Origin of the sequence: Nocardioides sp. AX2bis (genome assembly GCF_902506435.1) — a bacterium.
Classification (GTDB): domain Bacteria; phylum Actinomycetota; class Actinomycetes; order Propionibacteriales; family Nocardioidaceae; genus Nocardioides.
In genome coordinates, this window is the sequence record NZ_LR733215.1 from 1,417,222 (window position 1) to 1,439,315 (window position 22,094).

Consider the following 22,094-nt stretch of genomic DNA (forward strand, 5'->3'; position numbering starts at 1 on the left):
ACCTACGTTGCGGTCGTCCACGCAGAGCCACCGCCCGGTCGACCGGGCAGAGGAGACCAGATGACACCCGCACAGCCCCTGCCGCGCACCTTGCTGCCCCTGACCCCGGTCGGCGGCGGTGCCCGCCGGCACGGCTCCCGCAGCCTGGCCACCTGCCACTACCGCTGCGGCAGCGCCTGCGACATGCCGGTCCCGAACACCACCGAGCACGGCCACGTGCAGGACGAGATCACCAAGGTCGTGGGTCGCCGGCGGGTGCTCCAGGGCGCCGCGGTCCTCGGTGTCGCCGGTGCCGCCGGCTCCCTCGGCGGCCTCGTGGCCAGCCCGGTCGCCGCGGCCGAGGGCGACGCCGCCTCCCGCGCCGCCGCGGCCGCCCGGACCACCGCGAACCTCGGCACCACGCCGTTCCGTCCGGTCGCGCCCAACACCGTCGACGCGGTGCGCACCGCGCCGGGCTTCACGCACGACGTGATCATCCGGTGGGGCGACCCGATCCTCCCCGGCGCGCCGAAGTTCGACGCCCGGGCGCAGACCCCCGAGGCCGCCGTGCAGCAGTTCGGCTACAACTGCGACTACGTCGGGCTGCTCCCGACCACGGGCGACAAGGCGCTGCTCGTGGTCAACCACGAGTACACCAACGAGGAGCTGATGTTCCCGGCCGACACCTACACGGCCGAGGAGATCAAGATGATCTCGATGCGCAACCACGGCATGTCGGTGGTCACGGTCAAGCGCGGCCTGGTCCCCGGCTCGTGGCGCCAGGTCAAGAACTTCAAGCGCGCCCCGCAGAACCGCCGGATCCACATCGAGACCCCCTTCGAGATCGACGGCCCCGCCGCCGGCGACGAGCGCCTGAAGACCACCGCGGACCCGACCGGGCGGGAGGCGCTGGGCACGCTGAACAACTGCGCCGGCGGGATGACCCCCTGGGGCACCGTGCTCTCCGGGGAGGAGAACTTCAACCAGTACTTCGACGGCGTGGTGCCGACCGAGAACGCCGCCGCGTACGCCCGCTACGGCATCGCCGGCGGCACCGGGCGCGGCTGGAGCAGCGTGGACCCCCGCTTCGGGCTGGGCAACGAGCCGAACGAGCCGCACCGCTTCGGCTGGGTGGTCGAGGTCGACCCGACCGACCCGTCCTCGACCCCGCGCAAGCACACGATGCTGGGCCGCTTCAAGCACGAGGGCGCCAACGTCGTCATCGCGCGCAACGGCCGCGCGGTGGCACACATGGGCGACGACGAGCGTGGCGACTACCTCTACAAGTTCGTCTCCGCGGGCACCTACGCCCCGGGCGCGGGCCGCAAGGCCAAGCGCAACAACATGCAGCTGCTCACCAAGGGCACGCTCTACGTCGCCCAGCTCACCGGCGACGGCACCACGGACGGCGTCTCGGACGGCACCGGGAAGTGGATCCCGCTCTGCAGCGACACCGAGTCCTTCGTCGACGGGATGGACGTCGCCGACGTCCTCGTCTTCACCCGCCTCGCCGCCGACCGCGTCGCGGCGAGCGGCGACGCCCCGACCCGGATGGACCGCCCCGAGGACGTCGAGCACAACCCCGTCAACGGCAAGGTGTACGCCGCGCTGACCAACAACACCCAGCGCGGCACCACCTTCCCGGTCGACGAGCCCAACCCGGTCGCGGGCAACCGCAACGGCTACGTGCTCGAGATGACCCCGGACCGGGGCAACCACGCCGGGACGACCTTCACCTGGAACCTGCTCCTGGTGTGCGGCGACCCGTCGGCGGCGGAGACCTACTTCGGGGGGTTCCCCAAGGACCAGGTCAGCCCGATCAGCTGCCCCGACAACGTCACCTTCGACGACCGCGGCAACCTGTGGGTGTCCACGGACGGCAACGCGCTGGGCTCCAACGACGGCGTCTTCCGGGTCCCCGTCGAGGGCCCCGAGCGCGGCAAGGTGCAGCAGTTCCTCTCGGTGCCGCGGGGCGCCGAGGCCTGCGGCCCGCTCATCGCCGACGGCAGCCGCTCGCTGTTCTTCGCGGTGCAGCACCCCGGTGAGGACGACGGGTCGACCTTCGACGCGCCGTACAGCACCTGGCCGCACACGAACGACTTCCCGCGGCCCTCGGTCTGCGTGGCCTTCAAGGCCCGCTGACCCCGGCGCAGCGCGTCGACGGCGGGTGATCAGGCGATGGTCATCCCGCCGTCGACGGCGAGGGTCTGGCCGGTGACGTAGCCGCCGGCGGCCGAGGCCAGGAACACCACGGCCGCGGCCAGCTCGGCGGGGTCGCCCTTGCGGCCGGCCGGGATCCGCTGCTGCTGCGCCTCCAGGTAGCCGTCGGGGTACTGGTCGGTCATCTCGGAGGTGAAGAACCCCGGCGCGACCGCGTTGACGCGGATCCCCTTGCGGCCGGTCCACTGCTGCGCGAGGTCCCGCGTCAGGCCGATCAGGCCGGCCTTCGAGGCGGCGTACGCGGCCTGGGGCAGCGCCGCGGTCGTCAGGCCGAGCACGGAGGAGATGTTGACGATGCTCGAGCCGGGCTGCATCACCCGGGCGCAGGACTGCGCCATCCAGTAGCAGCCGTTGAGGTTGACGTCGATGACCCCGCGGAACTGCTCGGGGGTCTCGCGGGTGGCCGGCACCGCGGTGCCGATGCCGGCGTTGTTGACCAGGACGTCGACCCGGCCGAGCTGCTCCATCGCCGCGTCCACCATCGCCTGGCAGGAGTCGGGGTCGGAGACGTCGGTGGTCACGGTGACCGCGCGTCGCCCGGCCGCCTCGACCAGCGCGGCGGTGTCCTTGAGCCGGTCGGTGCGCCGGGCGCCGAGCACGACGTCGGCGCCGGCCTCGGCCAGCGCCTGCGCGAAGGCCACGCCGAGCCCGCTCGAGGCGCCGGTCACCAGCGCCACCTTGCCGTCGAGCCGGAAGAGGTCGTTCACCGTCTGTGTCATGCCCCGGATCGTAGGGGAGGGGTGTCCCCGCGGGGGTGGACCACGAACGCGGTCACCGGGTGCGCCACCCGCAACCCCGGGCCGGGCTCGGCGGACCGGCGCAGGCGCTCCACGACGGCGGTGCGCGCCGCGTCGTCCAGGACCGTCTGCACCGTGAAGTCGAGCAGGGCCGGGTCGTCCCCGTCGCCACCGTCGAGGTCGACCGTCGAGGCGAGGTCCTCCGCGGCCACGTCGACCGGCAGCCGCGCCAGGGCGGCCGCGACGGCGTCGCTCCAGGGCTGCGGACCGCCGGCCGCGGGCGGGGCGAGGTCGGCGACCAGCTCGTTGAGGGCCCCCAGCGGGGCGTGCAGCACCAGCAGCTCGCCGCCCGGGGCGAGCATCGCCACCGCGCGGCCGAGCGCGGCGTCGAGGTCGGGCACGTAGTAGAGCGAGTGCACGAAGACGACCACGTCGAACCGCTCGTCCGGCCCGGTGAGGAGGCTGTCGAAGGTGCCGACGTGCCCGCGCACGGCCAGCTGCTCCCGTCCCAGACCCTCGAGGCCGGCCACGAAGGAGGCCACCCCGGGGGAGTGCGGGTCCACGCCGGTCCAGGACCGGGTGGCCCCGGGAGCGGCCTCGGCGCAGGCGCGTGCGGCCAGCGCCCGGTCGACGGTGCCGTCACCGCAGCCGACCGAGAGGACCGACAGGTGGTCGTCGCCGGCCCGTCGCGCGAGCCGGTCCCCGAGCCAGGACACGATCCTCGACCGCTGGTCGGAGCGGGCCTCGAACAGGGCGTGCCCCCGGGCGTAGGTGTCCGGATCAGGCGTCACGCGTGTCTCCTCGGGCTGTGCTGCCTGGCAGGTGGCCGCGTCGTCGTAGGCTGCACACGCAACCACGGTCGTCCTGCCCGGAGCACACCCGCCCCGTCCGTGGTCCGCCCCCTCGGACTGCTAGAGCCCGATCGGCACGACCCGACCAAGGAGCAACCCGGTGACGTCGTCCCAGGACACCGCAGACCGCAGCCTGGCCCACTGGAGCGAGGCCGGCCGCGCGGAGATGGAAGCCTTCTACGTGCTGGCCACCGCCGACTACCGGCGCCTCGCCGAGGCGGCCGACTGGCCCTCGCTGCTGGCCGGCCGCCGCAGCATCCTCGACGTGGCGTGCGGGAGCGGGAAGTTCCCGGTCGCGCTGACGACCTACGCCGGGCTGCCCGCCGAGCCCCCGATCGCCTACGACCTCCTGGACCCGTCGGCGTTCTCGGTCGCCGAGGCCCGCGCGCGCCTCGAGCCGCCGTTCGCGGCCGCCGCCGAGCACGTGGTCACGCTGCAGGACCTGCCCGAGGGGCTCACCTACGACGTGGTGTGGGCCACCCACGCGCTGTACGCCGTGCCCCCCGCGGAGCTCGGCCTCGCCGCGGAGCGGTTCGTCGGCGCGATCGCGCCGGGCGGCCTCGGCTTCGTCGCCCAGGCCACCTCCGCGGGGCACTACGTGGCCTTCTACGAGGCCTACCGCGCCGGGGTGGCCGGAGGCGCGGACCTCGCGCCGTACACCAGCGCCGAGCAGGTCCGCGACGCGCTCGTGGGCGCCGGCGCGGACGTGCGCGAGGGGCGGATCCGCTACACCAGCGGCACCGCCGACCGCGCGGTCGCCGAGGGCTTCCTCCAGCGCTGCCTCTTCGACGACACCCTGTCCCTGGAGGAGATGGAGGCCGCCCCGGTGCTGGGCGACCACCTCGCCGCCTGCCGGGGCACCGACGGCACCTACACCTTCGAGCACGAGGCGGCACTGCTGTGGCTGTGAACGACCGGGTCAACGACAAGCTCCCCGAGGCCAACCGCGCCGGCGGCATCGACGCCGCCTGGGCGGGCGACGACCAGCAGTGGTGGGACTGGTACGTCACCCTGGCCGCCAACCCCGAGGCGGCCGGCCCGCTCGTCGAGGGTCCCGGCCTGCCCGACGTAGCGCCGGCCTCGGACGCCGAGGTCGAGGCGCTGCTGGCCACGCCGTACGACGTCGCGCCCGCGGCGGTCGAGGCGTTCCGCGGCGATGCGTTCGTCAAGCTGCCCGGCGTGCTGCCGCCGGCCGTCGTGCGGCGGCTGGCCGACCGGCTCCAGGAGCTGCTCGTCGCCGAGCACGGCACCGACACCGCCGGCCGGTTCCTGGCACTGGAGCAGATGTGGCTGCACGACGACCTGATGCGCCTGGTCGCGCTGTCGCCCCGGATCGGCGGCATCGCCGCCACCCTGCTCGGCGAGGACGGCGTGCGGATCTACCACGACAACGCGCTGTCCAAGGAGCCCGGCTGCGGACGCACGCCGTGGCACCACGACGACGAGCACTTCCCACTCGACTCGCTCCAGGTCGTCACCGCCTGGATGCCGGTCTCGGCCATCCCGGCGCCGATGGGCCCGCTGTCCTTCGCCCACGGCACGGAGCTGCGCGAGGTGCTCGCCGGGCTGGAGTTCGACAAGGTCGGCACGACCTACGACGTCGCCGTCTCGCAACGCTTCGGCGCCTCCGGGGTGCAGGTCACCGAGACCCCGTACGCCGTCGGGGAGGTCAGCTTCCACTCGTCGCTGTGCTTCCACACCGCCGGCCCGAACCGGACGACGCAGCCGCGCCGGGCGCTGGCCACGACCTACTTCGCCGACGGGGCGCGCGTGGTGGACGCGCCGACGATGATCAGCGGCACCTGGCAGGAGTTCCTGCCCGACACCGAGCCCGGGGCGGTGGCCCGCAGCCGGCTCAACCCGGTGGTCGGCCACGGCTGAGGCTCGCAGGCGGCGGGGGAGCGGCACGCGCTACAGTGGGCGCGTGCCCACCCGCGAGCTGCTCCTTCGCCAGCCGCGCTGATCCCGCCCCGGATCGCGCGGCCACCCCTCCTGCGTGAGGGGTTTTTTCATGCCCGCAGCAGCCCGACCCGAAGGACCCCGTGATGACCCAGACCACCCCGCCCGAGACCGCGACGGGTGACGCCGAGACCTACGACGCCGTCGCGCTCCAGGAGAAGTGGCGCCGGGTCTGGGACGAGCGCGAGCCGTTCACCGCCGACGACGACAGCCCGCGCGAGAAGCGGTACGCGCTGACGATGTTCCCCTACCCCTCGGGCGACCTGCACATGGGCCACGCCGAGGTGTTCGCGTTGCACGACGTCGTCGCGCGCTACTGGCGCTTCCGCGGCTACGAGGTGATGAACCCGATCGGCTGGGACTCCTTCGGGCTGCCGGCCGAGAACGCCGCGATCCGCAACGACGAGCACCCCTCGACCTACACCTACGCCAACATCGAGACCCAGGCCGCCTCGATGCGCCACTACGGCCTGGCCTTCGACTGGAGCCGGCGGCTGCACACCTCCGACCCGGAGTACTACCGCTGGACGCAGTGGCTGTTCACCAAGTTCCGCGAGCGGGGCCTGGCCTACCGCAAGAACAGCGCCGTCAACTGGTGCCCCCAGGACCAGACCGTGCTGGCCAACGAGCAGGTCGTCGACGGGGCCTGCGAGCGCTGCGGCGCCGAGGTCACCAAGCGCGAGCTGACCCAGTGGTACTTCCGCATCACCGACTACGCCGAGGAGCTGCTCGGCGAGCTGGACGCGCTGGAGGCGACCTGGCCGAACCGCGTGGTCACGGCCCAGCGGAACTGGATCGGCCGCTCCGAGGGCGCCCACGTCTCGTTCGTCGTCGAGGGACGCGACGAGCCGCTGCGGGTCTACACCACGCGCCCCGACACCGTCTTCGGCGCGACCTTCATGGTCGTCGCCGCGGACGCGCCGCTGGCCGCCGAGCTGTGCACCGACGACCAGCAGGAGGCGCTGGAGGCGTACCGCGCCGAGGTGCGGCGCGCGAGCGACATCGAGCGGCTGGCCACCGACCGCCCGAAGACCGGCGTCTTCCTGGGCGTGCACGCCACCAACCCGGTCACCGGCGCGCAGGTCCCGGTGTGGGCCTCCGACTACGTGCTGGCCGACTACGGCACCGGCGCGATCATGGCGGTGCCCGGCCAGGACCAGCGCGACTGGGAGTTCGCGGCCCGCTTCGACCTGCCCGTCATCCGTACCGTGCAGCCGCCGGCCGACTTCGAGGGCGAGGCGTTCACCGGCGACGGCGCGGCGATCAACTCCGCCAACGACGAGATCGACCTGGACGGCATGGGTGTGGCCGAGGCCAAGGCCGTCGTCATCCCGTGGCTGGAGTCGAAGGGCCTGGGCGAGGGCACGGTCAACTACCGGCTGCGCGACTGGCTGCTGTCGCGCCAGCGCTACTGGGGCGTGCCGATCCCGGTCGTGCACTGTCCGTCGTGCGGCGAGGTCGACGTGCCCGAGGACCAGCTGCCCGTCGAGCTGCCCGAGCTGCGCGGCGCGGACCTGAAGCCGAAGGGCGTCTCGCCGCTGGCCGCGGCCGCGGACTGGGTGAACGTCGACTGCCCGTCCTGCGGCGGACCCGCGAAGCGCGACAGCGACACGATGGACACCTTCGTGGACTCGTCGTGGTACTTCCTGCGCTACTGCTCGCCGCACTACACCGGCGGCCCGTTCGACCCGGCGGTGACCAACGCCTGGATGAACGTCGACCTCTACATCGGTGGTGTCGAGCACGCCGTGCTGCACCTGCTGTACGCCCGCTTCTTCACCAAGGTGCTGCGCGACATGGGCCTGCTGGAGACCGGCGAGCCGTTCGGTGCGCAGCTGAACCAGGGCTTCGTGATCAACCAGGGCAAGAAGATGAGCAAGTCCCTGGGCAACGGGGTCAACCTGGGCGCGCAGCTGGACGAGTTCGGTGTCGACGCGGTGCGCCTGACGCTGGTCTTCGCCGGCCCGCCCGAGGACGACATCGACTGGTCGGAGATGAGCCCGTCGGGCTCGCTGCGCTTCCTGCAGCGCGCCTGGCGCCTGGCCGGCGACGTCACCAGCGCGCCCGGGACCGACCCGGCCGGCGGCGACGCCGCGCTGCGCTCGACCACCCACCGCACCGTCGAGGAGGTGCAGCGCCTGGTCGAGGGCCACAAGTTCAACGTGGTCGTCGCCCGCACCATGGAGCTGGTCAACGCCACCCGCAAGGCCATCGACACCGGCGCGGGGCCGGCCGACCCGGCGGTGCGCGAGGCCGCGGAGACGGTCGCGCAGCTGCTGAGCCTGGTCGCGCCGTACGTCGCCGAGGAGATGTGGGAACGACTCGGCCACGAGCCGTGCGTCGCGCAGTCGACCTGGCTGGGCGTCGACCCGGCCCTGCTGGTGCAGGCCTCGGTGACCGCGGTCGTCCAGGTCCAGGGCAAGGTGCGTGCGCGCCTCGAGGTCAGCCCTGACATCTCGGCTGCGGACCTCGAGGCGGCCGCGATGGCCGACGAGGGCGTGCAGCGCGCGATCGAGGGCCGCGCGGTCCGCAAGGTCGTCGTGCGCGCGCCGAAGCTCGTCAACGTCGTGGTCTGAGGCGCGCCGGACGGGCAAGGGTCACCGGGGCTTCACCCCGGGGACGCGCGGGGGTCGCCGGCACGGGGTCGGTTGGGTGCATGACCTCTCGGGAACCCCGCTCCGCCCTGCCCACCCCCACCCCGGCGCCCCGGCCGGCGACCCGACGTACGGTCCTGGCCGCCGCCGGGCTCACCGGCCTGGCCGTCGGCACCGCCGCGACGGGTGCCTCCGCCCCGGTCCACGCCGCCGGCGTGCGCCCCACGGCCGCGGCACCGCCCACCCACCGCGACCCGTTCACCCTCGGGGTCGCCTCGGGCGACCCCGACCCCGACGGGTTCGTGATCTGGACCCGCCTGGCCGTGGACCCGCTGGCCGACGACGGGCTGGGCGGGATGCCCTCGCGCCGCTACCCGGTGCGCTGGGAGGTCGCCACCGACGACCGGTTCCGCCGTGTCGTACGCCGCGGCACGGTGGGCGCGGGCCCGGAGGCGGCGCACTCGGTGCACGTCGAGCTGACCGGTCTCGAGCCGGGCCGGGAGTACCACTACCGCTTCCGCGTCGGCCGGCACGTGTCCCCGGCCGGTGTCACCCGGACCACCCCGGCGCCCGGGGCCCGGGTCGCCTCGCTGGCGATGGCGTTCGCCTCCTGCTCGAACTACCCCGTCGGCTACTTCACCGCCTACCGGCGCCTGGCCGAGGAGCAGCCGGACGTGGTGGTGCACCTCGGCGACTACCAGTACGAGGGCCCCGCCGGCACGAGCGTGGTCGGGCGGCCCCACGTCGGGCCCGAGACGGTCACCCTCGCGAACTTCCGTCAGCGCCTGGCGCAGTACAAGACCGACCCCGACCTGCAGGCCGCCCACGCGGTCGCGCCGTGGCTGGTGATCTGGGACGACCACGAGGTCGACAACAACTACGCCGACCTGGTCCCGGAGAAGGTCGCGGAGACGGCCGGCTTCGCGGACCGGCGGGCGGCAGCGTACCGCGCGTACTACGAGAACATGCCGCTGCGTCGCGGGTCGGTGCCGCGGGGCCCCGACCTGCAGCTGTTCCGTCGGGTGCAGTGGGGCTCGCTGGCCACCTTCCACCTGCTCGACACCCGGCAGTACCGCTCCGACCAGGCGTGCGGGGACGGCTACCAGGACTGCCCGGAGGCGGCCGACCCCGCGCGCACCCTGACCGGCGGCGAGCAGGAGGCGTGGCTGGACCGTGGTCTGCGCGACTCCCGGGCCCGGTGGGACCTGCTGGCCCAGCAGGTCTTCTTCGGCCAGCGCGACAGCGACCCCGGGGCCGCGCGGACGGTGTCGATGGACGCCTGGGACGGCTACCCGGCCTCCCGCGACCGGGTGGTGCGGTCCTGGGTCGAGGGCGGGGTGCGCAACCCGGTGGTCCTCACCGGCGACGTCCACGCGCACTGGATCTCCGACCTCTACCGCGACCAGTCCGACCCGTCCTCGGGCCTGGTGGGCTCCGAGCTGGTCACCTCCTCGATCACCTCCGGCGGTGACGGGTACGACGCGCCGACCGGCGAGCACCCGTGGTTCCCGCAGAACCCGAACCTGCGGTTCTGGACCAACCTGCGCGGGTACGTCAGCACGACGATCACGCCCGACGCGCTGCACGCCCGCTTCCGCTGCCTGCCCTCGGTGACCGACCCGGACGCCGAGGCGTTCACCCGCACGGAGTGGAAGGTCGAGGACGGCGTGCCCGGTGCCCAGCGGGTCTCGGACTCGCCGCTGCCGGCCCGGACCGCGGCGCGGAGGCGGTTGCCGAGCGACGCCGAGATCGTCGCGGACACCATCGAGCAGGAGACCGGCGTCCGGCCCTGACCCGCGGCGGCAGTAGCGTGCGCGCATGCCGATCGCCCGGGTCGCCGTCGTCACGGACTCCACCGCGACCCTGCCGGCCGACGTCGTCGCGGCGCACTCGCTGGTCGTCGTGCCGCTGCAGGTCGTCGTCGGTCCGCACGCCCACCTCGAGGGGTCGCCGGAGGCCACGCCGGGACGGGTCGCCCGGGCGCTGCGGGAGCACGTGCCGGTCAGCACGTCACGCCCGGCGCCGGCCCGGCTGCTCGAGGCGTACCGGGCCGCGGCCGACGCCGGGGCCGAGGCCGTGCTCTCGGTGCACCTGTCGGGGCAGATGAGCGGCACCGTCGAGGCCGCCCAGCTGGCCCGGCGGGAGTCACCGGTGCCGGTGACGGTCGTCGACACCCGCCAGGTCGGCTTCGGGACCGGGTACGCCGCGGTCAGCGCCGCCGAGGTCCTCGAGGCCGGCGGCGGGGTCGAGGAGGCCGCGGCGGCGGCGCGGGAGCGGGCTGCGGCCTGCTCGGCGCTGTTCTACGTCGACACCCTGGAGTACCTGCGACGGGGCGGCCGGGTCGGCGCGGCCGCCGCCCTGCTCGGCGGTGCGCTCGCGGTCAAGCCGCTGCTGACCATCGAGGACGGCGTCGTGAGCAGCCTCGAACGGGTCCGCACCTCGGGCCGGGCGCTCGCGCGGCTGGAGGAGCTCGCCGTCGAGCGGGCCGGGTCGGGCCCGGTCGACGTGGGCGTCGCGCACCTGGCCAGCGAGGAGCGTGCCGCCGCCCTCACGGCCGCTCTGGGCGAGCGCCTCGCGGACCAGCTAGAGGGCCGGGACGTGTGGTGCGCCGAGCTCGGGGCGGTCCTGGGGGCGCACGTCGGGCCCGGGACGATCGCGGTCTGCGTGGCGCCCCGCACCTGACCGGCCCGAGGACGTCCACAGGGACGCGTCCCGCGCCGTCGTCCACCGGTGGCGGCCCAGGGCCCGCGCCGGGACCGGATCGCTTCCTAGCGTCACGCCCATGCGCCCGCCCACCGACTCCGGCCCCGGCACGTACGACGACGTCCTGCAGCGCCGCAGGGACGCGCTGCGCGTCCGGCCGCCCGACCTGCCAGGCCCGGGCGACCCGTACGTGCTCCCGGTTCCGGGGCGGCACGTCTCGCGCCGCGCCGCCGCGGAGCCGCGGGCGGTCGCCGGGCGCGCGGTGGGAGGGGTGGTCGCCGGTGTCGTGCCGGCGCCGCTGCGCGGGCGGGTCGCGCTCGGCGGTGCCCAGCTCGCGGTGCTCGCGGTGGTCGTCGCGGTGGCGCTCAGCGTGACGGCGTGGTGGGTGCTGCGGGCCGACGCCCGGGCGGTCGAGGCCCCGGCGCCCGCGGTCGGGCTGGAGCCGGCGGCGGACCTGGTCGCGCTGGAACCGGTGGCGGCGACGCCGGGGACCACGGGGATGGCGGAGCCGGCAGGGCCGGCAGGGCCGGTGGATGCGTCGTCCGCGGCGCCGGAGGGCGAGGTCACGGTCGACGTCGCCGGCCGCGTACGCCGCCCGGGCGTCGTCACGCTGCCCTCCGGCTCGCGGGTGGTGGACGCCCTCCAGGAGGCCGGCGGGGCCCGGCCCGGTGTCGACCTGTCCCCGCTCAACCTGGCCCGGGTCCTCGACGACGGTGAGCAGGTCCTCGTCGGTGCGCCGGCCGCCGGGACGACGACCGCGGGAGCGCCCGCACCCGCTGCCCCGGCTGCCCCGGTTGCCCCGGGTGCCCCGACCGCCGCGGCGGGGACGCCGGTGGGCACGGTGGACCTCAACACCGCCGACGTCGTGGCGCTGGAGGCGCTGCCCGAGGTCGGTCCGGTGACGGCGGCCGCGATCGTGGCCTGGCGGGAGGAGAACGGCGGTTTCACCGCGGTGGAGGAGCTGCTCGAGGTGGACGGGATCGGCGAGGTCACGCTGGCGCAGATCGCCCCGCACGCGACGGTCTGAGAGCCGGCCGTGAGGGTCCCGGCCGCCGAGGACGAGCCGCGCCGTACCGACCTGCGGCTGGTGCTGGTGGGGGCGGCCGCCTGGGTCGGGGCGCTGCTGGCGCGGGCGTACGGCGGTCCCGCCGTCCTGCTCCCGGTCCTGCTGGTGCCGGTCGTGGTGGTCGGCGCCGTCGCGACCCGGCGTGGGCCGGCGCCCCTCGTGACCGTGCTCGGCGTGCTGGTCGCCCTGGGCGCGGGTGCGGGCGCGACGGTGCTGCGAGCCGAGGCGGTCACGCAGAGCCCGGTGACGGCGCTGGCCGCCGAGGGCGCGGCGGTGACCCTGACCGGCCATGTGGTCACGGACCCGCGCACGGTGGAGGGGAGGTTCGCCGACCTGGTCGCCGTCCGCCTCGACGTCCGCGACGTCACCGGCCGGGGGGACCGCTTCCTGCTCTCCGCGCCCGTGCTCGTCCTGGGTGGGCCGGAGTGGGCCTCGGTCGAGCTCGGGTCCGAGGTCACGACGACGGGCCGGCTCGCCGCCGCCGACGACCCCGACCTGGCGGCGCTCCTGCTGGGCGGCCGGGCGCCCGAGGTGGTCTCACCGCCCGGTCCTGCCTGGCGCGCCGCCACGCGGCTGCGCACGAGCATCCGGACCGCCGTCGACCACCGCCCACCCGAGCAGGCCGCCCTCGTGCCGGCCCTGGTCGACGGCGACGACGCCGGGCTCGACCCCGCCCTGGAGGCCGACTTCGCGACGACGGGCCTGACCCACCTGACCGCGGTGAGCGGCACCAACCTCACCCTGGTGGTCGGGTTCCTGCTGGTGCTCGCGCGCTGGGTCGGTGTCCGCGGCCGGTGGCTGATGGTCGTCGGGGCCCTCGGCGTGGTCGGGTTCGTGCTGCTCGCCCGCACCGAGCCGAGCGTGCTGCGGGCCGCCGCCATGGGCACCGTCGGCCTGCTGGCCTTCGGGCTCGACGGCCGGGACCGGGCGCTGCGTGCCCTCGGCCTGGCGGTGCTGGTCCTCGTGCTGCTGCAGCCGCACCTGGCCGCGGCGGCCGGCTTCGCGCTGTCGGTGCTCGCGACGGCCGGCATCGTCCTGCTAGGCCCCGGGATGCGCGACGCCCTCGCCGGGTGGCTGCCCCGGGTGCTGGCCGAGGCGGTCGCCGTGCCCCTGGCCGCCCAGCTGGCCTGCACCCCGGTGGTGGCCGCGATCTCGGGGCAGGTGAGCCTGGTGGCCGTCGGCGCCAACCTGCTGGTCGGGCCGGTGGTGGGTCCCGCCACCGTCCTCGGCCTCGTCGCGGGGCTGGTGGGGCTGCCGGGGGGGTTCGCGGAGACGGTGTCGCGGGGGCCCGGCACGCTCGCGGCCTGGTGCGTGGGGTGGATCGTCCTGGTGGCCCGGAGGGGCGCTGACCTGCCGCTGCCGGCGCTGACGTGGGGGACCGGGGTGCTCGCGCTGGCGGTCCTCACGCTGCTGACCGTGCTGGTGGCGCTGCTCGCACCGTGGGTGCTCAGACGGCGCGTCCTGGCCGTGCTGGTGGTCGTGGTCCTCGTCGCCGTGGTGGGGGCACGGGTCCCGCTGCCCGGGAGCTCCTGGCCGCCGACGGGCTGGGTGGCGGTGGCGTGCGACGTGGGACAGGGCGACGCCCTGGTGCTGCGGTCCGGTCCGGGCAGCGCGGTGGTGGTCGACGCCGGACCGGAGCCGGCGCTGGTCGACGGGTGCCTCGGCCGGCTCGGCGTCACGCAGGTCCCGCTGGTCGTGCTGACCCACTTCCACGCCGACCACGTCGACGGGCTGCCCGGCGTGCTGGAGGACCGTGCGGTGGGCCATGTGGTCACGACCCGGGTGCACGACCCGCCCTCGGGTGCCGCCCAGGTCGCCGACGACCTCGCGGCCGCGGGCGACGCCGCGGCCGTGCCGGCGCCACCCGGCACCGTCCGGGTCGGTGACGTGGTCCTCCAGGTGCTCTGGCCCGAGCCCGGGCCGGTCACCGACGGCGCGGGCGACGGGTCGGGCGCGAACGACGCCAGCGTGGTCCTGCTGGCCGAGGTGGGGGGCGTACGCCTGCTCCTGACCGGCGACGTGGAGCCGACCGGCCAGGCCCGGATCGCTGCCGAGCTGGGCGGCGCCGACCTCGGCGTCGACGTGCTCAAGGTGCCCCACCACGGCAGCGCGTACCAGGACCTCGACTGGCTCACCGGGCTGGCGGCGGGCACCGCGCTGGTCTCGGTGGGTGCGGACAACGACTACGGCCACCCCGCGCCCGACGTCCTCTCCACCCTGGAGGCGGCCGGCACCGCGGTCCACCGCACCGACGAGGAGGGTGACCTCGCGGTCGTCCCTGGCCCCGACGGCGGGCCCGTGACGGTGGTCGGCCGGTGAGCCGTCCGGACGGGCCGAGCCCGGACCGGGTGTGTCGGCGCGTTGTGGGAGGCTGCTCGCATGTCACCTGCTGACGTCCTGGGCCGGGTGCTGCTGGTGACCGGCAAGGAGGAGTACCTCGCCGAGCGCGTCGTCACCCGGGTCCGCGGCGTGGTCCGCGGGCACGACGCCGAGGCCGAGCTGGCCGACACCGATGCCTCGTCGCTGAGCCTGGCGACCCTGGGCGAGTTGGCGGCGCCCTCGCTGTTCTCCACCGTCCGCTGCGTCGTCGTGCGTGGCCTGCAGGACCTCCCCGAGGAGTCGGCGGCCGGCCTGCTGTCCTACGCCGCCGCGCCGGCCGAGGACGTCGCGCTCGTCCTGGTCCACGGCGGGGGCCAGAAGGGCACCGGGCTGCTGGCCAAGCTGCGCAAGGTCGCTGCGGTCACCGAGGAGAAGACCGGGGAGGTCAAGGCCTCCGAGCTGTCGGCCTTCGTGGCCGGCGAGGTCCGGGCCCACGGGGCAACCATCGACCGCGAGGGTGCCCAGGCGCTGGTGCAGGCCGTCGGTCACGACCTGCGCGGCCTGGCCGCCGCGGCCTCGCAGCTGGCCTCCGACTTCGGACGGGCGCGGATCACCGAGGAGGTCGTCGGCCGCTACTTCGGCGGCCGCGCCGAGGCCAAGTCCTTCGCCGTGGCCGACGCCGCCTTCGCCGGTCGCCGCCAGGCGGCGCTCGAGGAGCTGCGCTGGGCGCTCGACAACGGCACGGCACCGGTGCTGGTCACCTCGGCCTTCGCCGGCAGCGTCCGGGGCATGGCCCGCTACAAGGGGGCGCCGCGGGGCATGCGGGAGGCCGACCTGGCGCGCGAGATCGGCGTCCCGCCGTGGAAGGTCCGCCAGGTGCGCGACCAGTCCCGGTCCTGGCCCGACGAGGCCCTCGCGGCCGCGATCCGGGCCGTGGCGCGCGCCGACGCCGACGTGAAGGGCGCGGCCAGCGACGCGGCGTACACCCTGGAGCGCCTGGTGCTCACGGTTGCGGCGCTGCGCGACGCGCGCTGACCTGCGTACCGACGCCCGGGGACGACGACGACCCGCCGGGGAACCCCGGCGGGTCGTGACGTCAGGCTCGGCCGCCCAGGCGGCGCCGGCTCAGAGAGAGGCGGTGCGCTTGCCGATGGCCGACTTACGGTTGGCGGCCTGGTTCTTGTGGATGACGCCCTTGGAGACGGCCTTGTCGAGCTTGCGGGTCGCAGCCTGACCGAGGGTCGCCGCGGTCGAGTCGCCGGAGTCGGCGGCCTCGCGGAACTTGCGGATGGCGGTCTTGAGGTCGCTCTTGACCGCCTTGTTGCGCTGGTGACGCTTCTCGTTCTGCTTGATCCGCTTGATCTGGGACTTGATGTTCGCCACTGCTACGCCTTCGTCGTCGGGTGTGCTGCCGGTCGGTGCCTGGTACGTCTGGTGAGCGGGCGCGTCAGCGCCCCACTGCGACAGGCAAGGCTAGCAGCGGGCCCGGAGGCGCCCAAATCAGGCGCCGGGCCACCGGCGTCAGCCGTTGCCGTCGACACCCAGCCTACGGGCCGCGCCAGCCAGGGCAGCGGCGGCTCACCGCCAGCCCCGGCGCTCGCAGAGCCAGGTCCAGCAGACCTCGGCCTGCCACCGCTGCGCCTCGCGGACGTGCGGCGAGGTGGTCGGCACCGGCAGCGTCGCCGAGTGCAGGAACATGCCGGTGACGAGCGCGAGCAGCGCGTCGACGTCGGCGGGTCGCACGTCGCGGGTCAGGGGCCCACGGGCCAGGACCTCGTCGACGTCCAGGCCGTCGCCGCGGGGGCCGATCATCAGCAGCACGGTGTCGACCCAGGCGGCCCCGATCGCGGGCCAGGCCCAGTCGCAGACCAGGGTCCGGCCGTCGTCGGCGAGGAGCAGGTTGTCGTCCCGGACCTCGGTGTGGACCACGGTCGAGCCGGCCGTGGCCGCGCCGAAGCCCGCGGCGAGCCGGGCGGCCTGCTCGCGGCGCTCGGCCAGCAGCGGGAACGCGACCGCGGCGACCCGCGGCAGGTGCCAGTACCCCGGTGCGTCCGCGAGGTCGTCGGCCAGCGTGGCCGGGCCGGACCTTGCCACCAGCCCCGCGGGCGCGGGGGTCAGCGCCCCGGCGGTCTGCGTGAGCGCGTCGACGCAGCGGTCCAGGTCCGCGGCGTCCCACGGCCGGCCCGGCGGCCGGGCCTCGACGTGCTCGAGGCCCAGCACGACCCACTCGTCGTCCTCGTGGACCCACCGCAGCGCGGGAGCCGGGACGGTGCCCGGCAGGGCCGCGAGCGTGCGGGCCTCCGCGCGGTACGACCCGGCGAACGCGCGCTGCGCCTGCACGGACGCCGCCTTGACGAAGTGGCGGCTGCCGTCGGCGCAGGTGAGCACCGAGGCGAACGCCGGCGTGAAACCACCGCCCTGGGAGACGGCCTCGACGACGGGGGAGCCGCACCGCTGCTCCACCAGGCGCCGCACGGGGACCGGCAGGAACCGCCACTCCAGGCGCCGGGCGGTACGCCCGTGCGGGACCAGCGAAGGGATCGGGGAGGGGGCCACCACGGCACCATCGTCGCCGAGATGACGCTCCCGACCGGCCGAGGTGACGCTCGCGGCGCGTCGAGATGACGATTTCGGCGCCTTCGACCCGTTCCGGGAGGCGTCAGGCGGGCACCTCGGCCTCGGTCTCGTAGCGGTGCACCGCGGTGATCAGCCCGTCGGCCACCTCGAAGACCACCCACGTGTCGGCCGGCTCGGTGGTCGGGACGTCGGCGGGCGCGTCAGGCGTACGCCACCGGGCGCGCTCGTGGACCACGACGCGGCCACCGTCCGCGGTCAGCTCGTGCTGGGGCTCCAGGGAGATCCCGGACCGCTCGAGCCAGGCCCGCATGACCTCGGTCCCGCGGGCCTCCCCGCGCGGACCACCCACCGCGACGTCGGGGGAGCAGAGCACCAGCGCCCGGCGTACGGCGCCGGCCTCGACGGCCTCGTGCCAGGCCGCGACGACCCGGGCGGGGTCCTGCTCGGGCACCGAGCCGAGCGCGCGCACCAGCTCCACGACCACGGCGACCCGGTCGGGGTTGGGGCGCGGCACGCGGTAGCGGCGGGCGTACCGCTCCTCGGCCTCGGCCACGACCGCCGGGTCCTCGCTGACCCGGGCGGTGCCCTCGAGCGAGGTCCACCACCGCCCGTCGACCGTGCCGATCGCGACCGGCACGCCGTCCTCGCCGCCGGCGCGGATGTTGCGGGCCTTGACCGAGCCGCGGGAGGTGACCGCCCATGCGCGTCTGCCGTCGGCGTCGAGCACGACGCCCATCGGCGTGACGTGCAGCCCGCCGTCGGGACGCGGCGTGGTCACCGTGCAGAGGTGCCGCTCGCGCCAGAACGAGAGGTACGCCGGGTCGGCCAGGCGGGCGAGCGGGCGCGGCAGGTCGGAGGACGGGTCGGTCACGCCCCCAGTCTGCCGTCCCCGGTCTGCTGCGCCCACCGCCGGTCAGCGGTCCTCGGGCTCCAGCGTCCTCGACCACAGCGCGCCGCCCTCGACGTCACGCAGCGTCACCGTCAGCGCCTGGGTGGTGCCGTCGATGCCGACCTCGCCGAAGAACTGCGAGCCCTCGGCGGGCGAGGTGTTGGGCCGTGGCGGCGCGGCGACGAACTCGGCCCGCGGTCCGAAGGTGCCGTCGAGGGCGCTCGGGCCGAACGCGCCGGCGTTGAGCGGCCCGGAGACGAACTCCCAGAACGGGTCGAAGTCGGTGAACGACGCGCGCTCGGGGGAGTAGTGGTGCGCAGCGGTGTAGTGGACGTCGGCGGTCAGCCACACGTGGTTGCGGATGCCGAGCCGCTTCAGCCCCCGCAGCACCGTGGCGAGGTCGATCTCGCGGCCCAGCGGCGAGCCGCCGTCGCCCTGCGCGATGCCCTCCTGGGCGGTGCCGTCGGGCACGACGAGGCCGATCGGGAGGTCGGCGGCGATCACCTTCCAGGTGGCGCGCGAGCGCTCGAGCTCGCGCAGCAGCCAGCGGGTCTGCGTACGCCCCAGGACGCCACCGTCGCCGGTCGTCTCGTCGTTGGCGGTGTTCGGGTCCTTCGCGCTGCGCATGTCGAGCACGAACAGGTCCAGCATCGGTCCGAGGTGCAGCACGCGGTAGACGCGCCCGTCGGGGTCCGGCGAGATCGGGGCGACCGGGAGGTACTCGTGGAAGGCCCGCTTCGCGCGCCGCGCGAGCACGTCGACGCGGCGCTCGGTGTAGCGCTCGTCGGTGAGGACCTCGCCGGGGTACCAGTTGTTGGTGACCTCGTGGTCGTCCCACTGCGCCACGATCGGCGTCTGTGCCAGGAACGCGCGCCAGTTGTCGGCCTCGAGGTTGTAGCGGTACTGCCCCCGGAACTCCGCCAGGGTCTCGGCGACCTTGCTCTTCTCCGGGGTGACCAGGTTGGTCCAGGTCTCGCCGGAGGGCAGCAGCACCTGCTCCTCGAGCGGCCCGTCGGCGTAGACGTTGTCGCCGCTGCAGAGGAAGAAGTCGGCGTCGCGGGCGGTCATCGCGTCCGCGATGCGGAACCCGCCGTACGCCGGGTTGACGCCCCAGCCCTGCCCGGCGATGTCGCCGGACCACAGGAACGAGACGTCGGCCGGGCGGCGCGACGCCGTGCGCAGGTGTCCGGTCCCGGGTCGGCTGGTGGCCTGGCGCCGGTGCTCGTCGACCGCGGTGATGCGGTAGAAGACGTCGCGCCCCGCCGGCAGCCCGCGCAGCGGCACCTGGCCGGTGAGGTCGGTGCGCGGCGTCACCAGCGGGCCGCGCACCCAGCGGGAGCGCCGGAACGACGGGTCCGCCGAGACCTCGGCCCAGAGCCTGGAGGGTCGGTCGGCGCGCGCCCACAGCTGGCCGGAGTCGACGCCGACGTCCCCGGCGGCGACGCCGTGCGTCAGCCGGGGGCGGTCCCGGCGTACGAGCGCGGGCGCCGCTGAGGGAGCGGTGGCCCCCGCCGTCGCGGCCGACGCTGCGGACGAGGGGAGGAGGACGGCGCCACCGAGCAGCGGCACCGCCCCGAGCAGGGCACGACGCGAGGGTCCCGAGGAGGTCATGGGACACCTTCCCCACGCCGGCGTGAACGCCCGACGACCGCCGTGGGCCGCGCGGGTGTCCGTACCGGAGCGCGCGGGTGTCCGGAAGTGTCACCTCGACGCGCCGCGGGCGTCATCTCGGCCGTCCGCGAGCGTCATCTCGGCGGTTCGGTCCGGGGCGGGGGGCCGTGGGACACTGGAGGGGACCGCCGCCTCGCTACAGAAATGACGACGTGCCCAAGACTTCCGCTGCTCCGCAGCCCGGCAGCACCGACCCGGCGATCATCCGGAACTTCTGCATCATCGCCCACATCGACCACGGCAAGTCGACCCTGGCCGACCGGATGCTGCAGCTGACCGGGGTGGTCGACGCCCGTGCCGCACGCGCCCAGTACCTCGACCGGATGGACATCGAGCGCGAGCGCGGCATCACCATCAAGAGCCAGGCCGTACGGATGCCCTGGACGGTGCCCGAGGACAACGACGAGCTCGCGGAGCCCGGCACCTACCTGCTCAACATGATCGACACCCCGGGCCACGTCGACTTCACCTACGAGGTGTCGCGCTCGCTGGCCGCGTGCGAGGCCGCGATCCTGCTGGTCGACGCCGCCCAGGGCATCGAGGCGCAGACGCTGGCCAACCTGTACCTGGCGATGGGGGCCGACCTCCACATCATCCCGGTGCTGAACAAGATCGACCTGCCCAGCGCCGACCCCGACAAGTACGCCGCCGAGCTCGCCGGTCTGGTCGGCTGCGACCCCTCGGACGTCCTGCGCGTCTCGGCCAAGACCGGCGTGGGCGTGGAGTCGGTGCTCAACGAGATCGTCAAGCAGACCCCGCCGCCGGTCGGCGACCCCCAGGCGCCCGCCCGGGCGCTGATCTTCGACTCCGTGTACGACACCTACCGCGGCGTGATCACCTACGTCCGCGTGATCGACGGCAGCCTGACCCACCGCGACCGGATCAAGATGATGTCGACTGGCGCGACGCACGAGATGCTCGAGGTCGGGGTGATCAGCCCGGAGCCGAACCCCGCCAAGGAGCTCGGCGTCGGCGAGGTCGGCTACCTGATCACCGGGGTGAAGGACGTGCGCCAGTCGCGCGTCGGCGACACGGTCACCAGCCAGCACGGCGGTGCCACCGAGATGCTGGGCGGCTACGCCGACCCCAACCCGATGGTCTTCGCCGGGCTCTACCCGATCGACGGCGACCAGTACCCCGACCTGCGCGAGGCGCTGGAGAAGCTCCAGCTCAACGACGCCTCGCTCACCTACGAGCCGGAGACCTCGGGCGCGCTCGGCTTCGGCTTCCGCTGCGGCTTCCTCGGCCTGCTGCACATGGAGATCACCCGCGACCGCCTCGAGCGCGAGTCCGGCCTCGAGCTGATCTCGACCGCGCCCAGCGTGAGCTACGAGGTGACGATGGAGGACGGCTCGCTGCACACCGTCACCAACCCCAGCGAGTACCCCGAGGGCAAGATCGGCGAGGTCCGCGAGCCTGTCGTCGACGCCACGCTGCTGGCGCCCGCGGACTTCATCGGCGTGATCATGGAGCTCTGCCAGATGAAGCGCGGCACCCTCAAGGGGATGGACTACCTCTCCGAGGACCGGGTCGAGATGCGCTACTCGCTGCCCCTGGCCGAGATCGTCTTCGACTTCTTCGACCTGCTGAAGTCGCGCACCAAGGGGTACGCCTCGCTCGACTACAACCTCGCCGGCGAGCAGGCCGCCGACCTGGTCAAGGTCGACATCCTGCTCCAGGGCGAGCCGGTCGACGCGTTCTCGGCGATCGTGCACCGCGACGGCGCGTACGCCTACGGCGTCTCGATGGCCGGCAAGCTCAAGGACCTGATCCCGCGCCAGCAGTTCGAGGTGCCCATCCAGGCCGCGATCGGCGCCCGGGTGATCGCCCGCGAGAACATCCGCGCGATCCGCAAGGACGTGCTCTCCAAGTGCTACGGCGGCGACATCACCCGCAAGCGCAAGCTGCTGGAGAAGCAGAAGGAGGGCAAGAAGCGGATGAAGATGGTCGGCCGCGTCGAGGTCCCCCAGGAGGCCTTCGTGGCCGCGCTGACCAACGACGGCGCCGGCTCCAGCGGGGAGAAGGGCAAGAAGTAGGTCCGCCCCGCTCCGGGGCGGAGCGGGCGTTCCGCTCCGGGTTCAGAAGTCCCCGGTCGGCCGGGGACTTCTGAACATGTCCGGCTTTGCAAAGGCCGACAAGTTCGAAACTTGCCCGTCAAGTACTCGAAAGTCCCCGGTCGACCGGGGACTTCCCGCGCCCGGCGGCCCGGCCGGCCCGGGGACCCGGCGGCGAGCCGGCCCGGATCAGCGGGGGAGGCGGCAGGTGCCGCCGACGCGGCCCCGGCTCAGCGTGGCGCCGAGCCCCATCAGCCAGCAGGTCGGGCAGCCGCGCCAGGCGACCACGGCCGGCACGAGCAGCAGCAGCGCCAGCGGCTGGCGACCGGCGAGGGCGAACGCGGCGACGACGAGGCCCAGCCCGAGGATCCCGCGGAGGACGTGCTCGGTGACCGAGCCGCTCGCGAACATCGACGTCACGGGATCCACCTCGGTCGAGGGGTCCTGACGGGGCGGCGCCGTGGTGGTCACGGGT

Annotated in this window: 17 protein-coding genes; 10 read left to right on the forward strand and 7 right to left on the reverse strand. The window is 74.6% G+C overall.

Going from position 1 to position 22,094, the window contains the following annotated elements; all coding sequences use genetic code 11:
* The first annotated feature begins 60 nt into the window (after positions 1-60).
* Positions 61-2,121 (forward strand): PhoX family protein, encoded by a 2,061-nt coding sequence (locus tag GV155_RS06755; RefSeq protein WP_160006415.1) that lies wholly within the window; start codon positions 61-63, stop codon positions 2,119-2,121.
* Between the two features lie 29 nt (positions 2,122-2,150).
* Here GV155_RS06755 and GV155_RS06760 read toward each other — a convergent pair whose 3' ends face one another.
* Both GV155_RS06760 and GV155_RS06765 read right to left on the reverse strand, forming a co-directional pair.
* Positions 2,151-2,918: an SDR family NAD(P)-dependent oxidoreductase gene (locus tag GV155_RS06760; RefSeq protein ID WP_160006417.1), complete on the reverse strand. Its 768-nt coding sequence runs from the start codon at positions 2,916-2,918 to the stop codon at positions 2,151-2,153.
* Positions 2,915-3,727 carry a class I SAM-dependent methyltransferase gene (locus tag GV155_RS06765; RefSeq protein WP_160006419.1) on the reverse strand — a complete coding sequence of 271 codons (813 nt, stop codon included), beginning with the start codon at positions 3,725-3,727 and terminating at the stop codon, positions 2,915-2,917. Before GV155_RS06765 ends, GV155_RS06760 begins: the two co-directional genes overlap by 4 nt.
* A 160-nt stretch (positions 3,728-3,887) precedes the next feature.
* Here GV155_RS06765 and GV155_RS06770 point away from each other — a divergent pair, with 160 nt between their 5' ends.
* From GV155_RS06770 to holA, 8 genes are all read left to right on the forward strand, one after another.
* Positions 3,888-4,697, forward strand: coding sequence for a class I SAM-dependent methyltransferase (locus tag GV155_RS06770; protein WP_160006421.1), 810 nt, complete (start codon positions 3,888-3,890; stop codon positions 4,695-4,697).
* Positions 4,688-5,668 carry a phytanoyl-CoA dioxygenase family protein gene (locus GV155_RS06775; RefSeq protein ID WP_160006423.1) on the forward strand — a complete coding sequence of 327 codons (981 nt, stop codon included), beginning with the start codon at positions 4,688-4,690 and terminating at the stop codon, positions 5,666-5,668. The genes GV155_RS06770 and GV155_RS06775 overlap by 10 nt, the downstream gene beginning before the upstream one ends.
* Before the next feature lie 164 nt (positions 5,669-5,832).
* The gene (gene leuS, locus GV155_RS06780) at positions 5,833-8,322 is read left to right on the forward strand and encodes a leucine--tRNA ligase (RefSeq protein ID WP_160006425.1); all 2,490 of its coding nucleotides are present in this window, start codon (positions 5,833-5,835) and stop codon (positions 8,320-8,322) included.
* 80 nt (positions 8,323-8,402) lie between these two features.
* Entirely contained in the window at positions 8,403-10,133 is a 1,731-nt protein-coding gene (locus tag GV155_RS06785) for an alkaline phosphatase D family protein (RefSeq protein WP_160006427.1), read from the forward strand.
* A gap of 25 nt (positions 10,134-10,158) precedes the next feature.
* Positions 10,159-11,022, forward strand: coding sequence for a DegV family protein (locus GV155_RS06790; RefSeq protein WP_201300090.1), 864 nt, complete (start codon positions 10,159-10,161; stop codon positions 11,020-11,022).
* A gap of 100 nt (positions 11,023-11,122) precedes the next feature.
* A complete protein-coding gene (locus GV155_RS06795; RefSeq protein WP_160006429.1) occupies positions 11,123-12,070 on the forward strand; it encodes a ComEA family DNA-binding protein in 948 nt (315 codons plus the stop codon).
* Between the two features lie 9 nt (positions 12,071-12,079).
* Complete coding sequence (locus GV155_RS06800) at positions 12,080-14,428, forward strand: ComEC/Rec2 family competence protein (protein WP_160006431.1); 2,349 nt, start codon at positions 12,080-12,082, stop codon at positions 14,426-14,428.
* Positions 14,429-14,488: 60 nt separating this feature from the next.
* On the forward strand, positions 14,489-15,463 hold the full coding sequence (gene holA, locus GV155_RS06805) for a DNA polymerase III subunit delta (protein ID WP_160006433.1): 975 nt from the start codon (positions 14,489-14,491) through the stop codon (positions 15,461-15,463).
* A gap of 90 nt (positions 15,464-15,553) precedes the next feature.
* Here holA and rpsT read toward each other — a convergent pair whose 3' ends face one another.
* The 4 genes from rpsT to GV155_RS06825 form a co-directional block, all read right to left on the reverse strand.
* Positions 15,554-15,811: a 30S ribosomal protein S20 gene (gene rpsT, locus GV155_RS06810; RefSeq protein WP_160006435.1), complete on the reverse strand. Its 258-nt coding sequence runs from the start codon at positions 15,809-15,811 to the stop codon at positions 15,554-15,556.
* A gap of 195 nt (positions 15,812-16,006) precedes the next feature.
* Positions 16,007-16,987 (reverse strand): phosphotransferase, encoded by a 981-nt coding sequence (locus GV155_RS06815; protein ID WP_236554104.1) that lies wholly within the window; start codon positions 16,985-16,987, stop codon positions 16,007-16,009.
* Between the two features lie 100 nt (positions 16,988-17,087).
* Positions 17,088-17,876 (reverse strand): pyridoxamine 5'-phosphate oxidase family protein, encoded by a 789-nt coding sequence (locus GV155_RS06820; RefSeq protein ID WP_201300091.1) that lies wholly within the window; start codon positions 17,874-17,876, stop codon positions 17,088-17,090.
* Between the two features lie 42 nt (positions 17,877-17,918).
* Positions 17,919-19,505: an alkaline phosphatase D family protein gene (locus GV155_RS06825; protein WP_160006437.1), complete on the reverse strand. Its 1,587-nt coding sequence runs from the start codon at positions 19,503-19,505 to the stop codon at positions 17,919-17,921.
* 212 nt (positions 19,506-19,717) lie between these two features.
* Between GV155_RS06825 and lepA the strand changes: the two genes are divergently transcribed.
* The gene (gene lepA / locus GV155_RS06830) at positions 19,718-21,601 is read left to right on the forward strand and encodes a translation elongation factor 4 (protein WP_160006439.1); all 1,884 of its coding nucleotides are present in this window, start codon (positions 19,718-19,720) and stop codon (positions 21,599-21,601) included.
* Between the two features lie 207 nt (positions 21,602-21,808).
* Here lepA and GV155_RS06835 read toward each other — a convergent pair whose 3' ends face one another.
* A complete protein-coding gene (locus GV155_RS06835) occupies positions 21,809-22,090 on the reverse strand; it encodes a hypothetical protein (protein WP_201300092.1) in 282 nt (93 codons plus the stop codon).
* Positions 22,091-22,094: the final 4 nt, after the last annotated feature.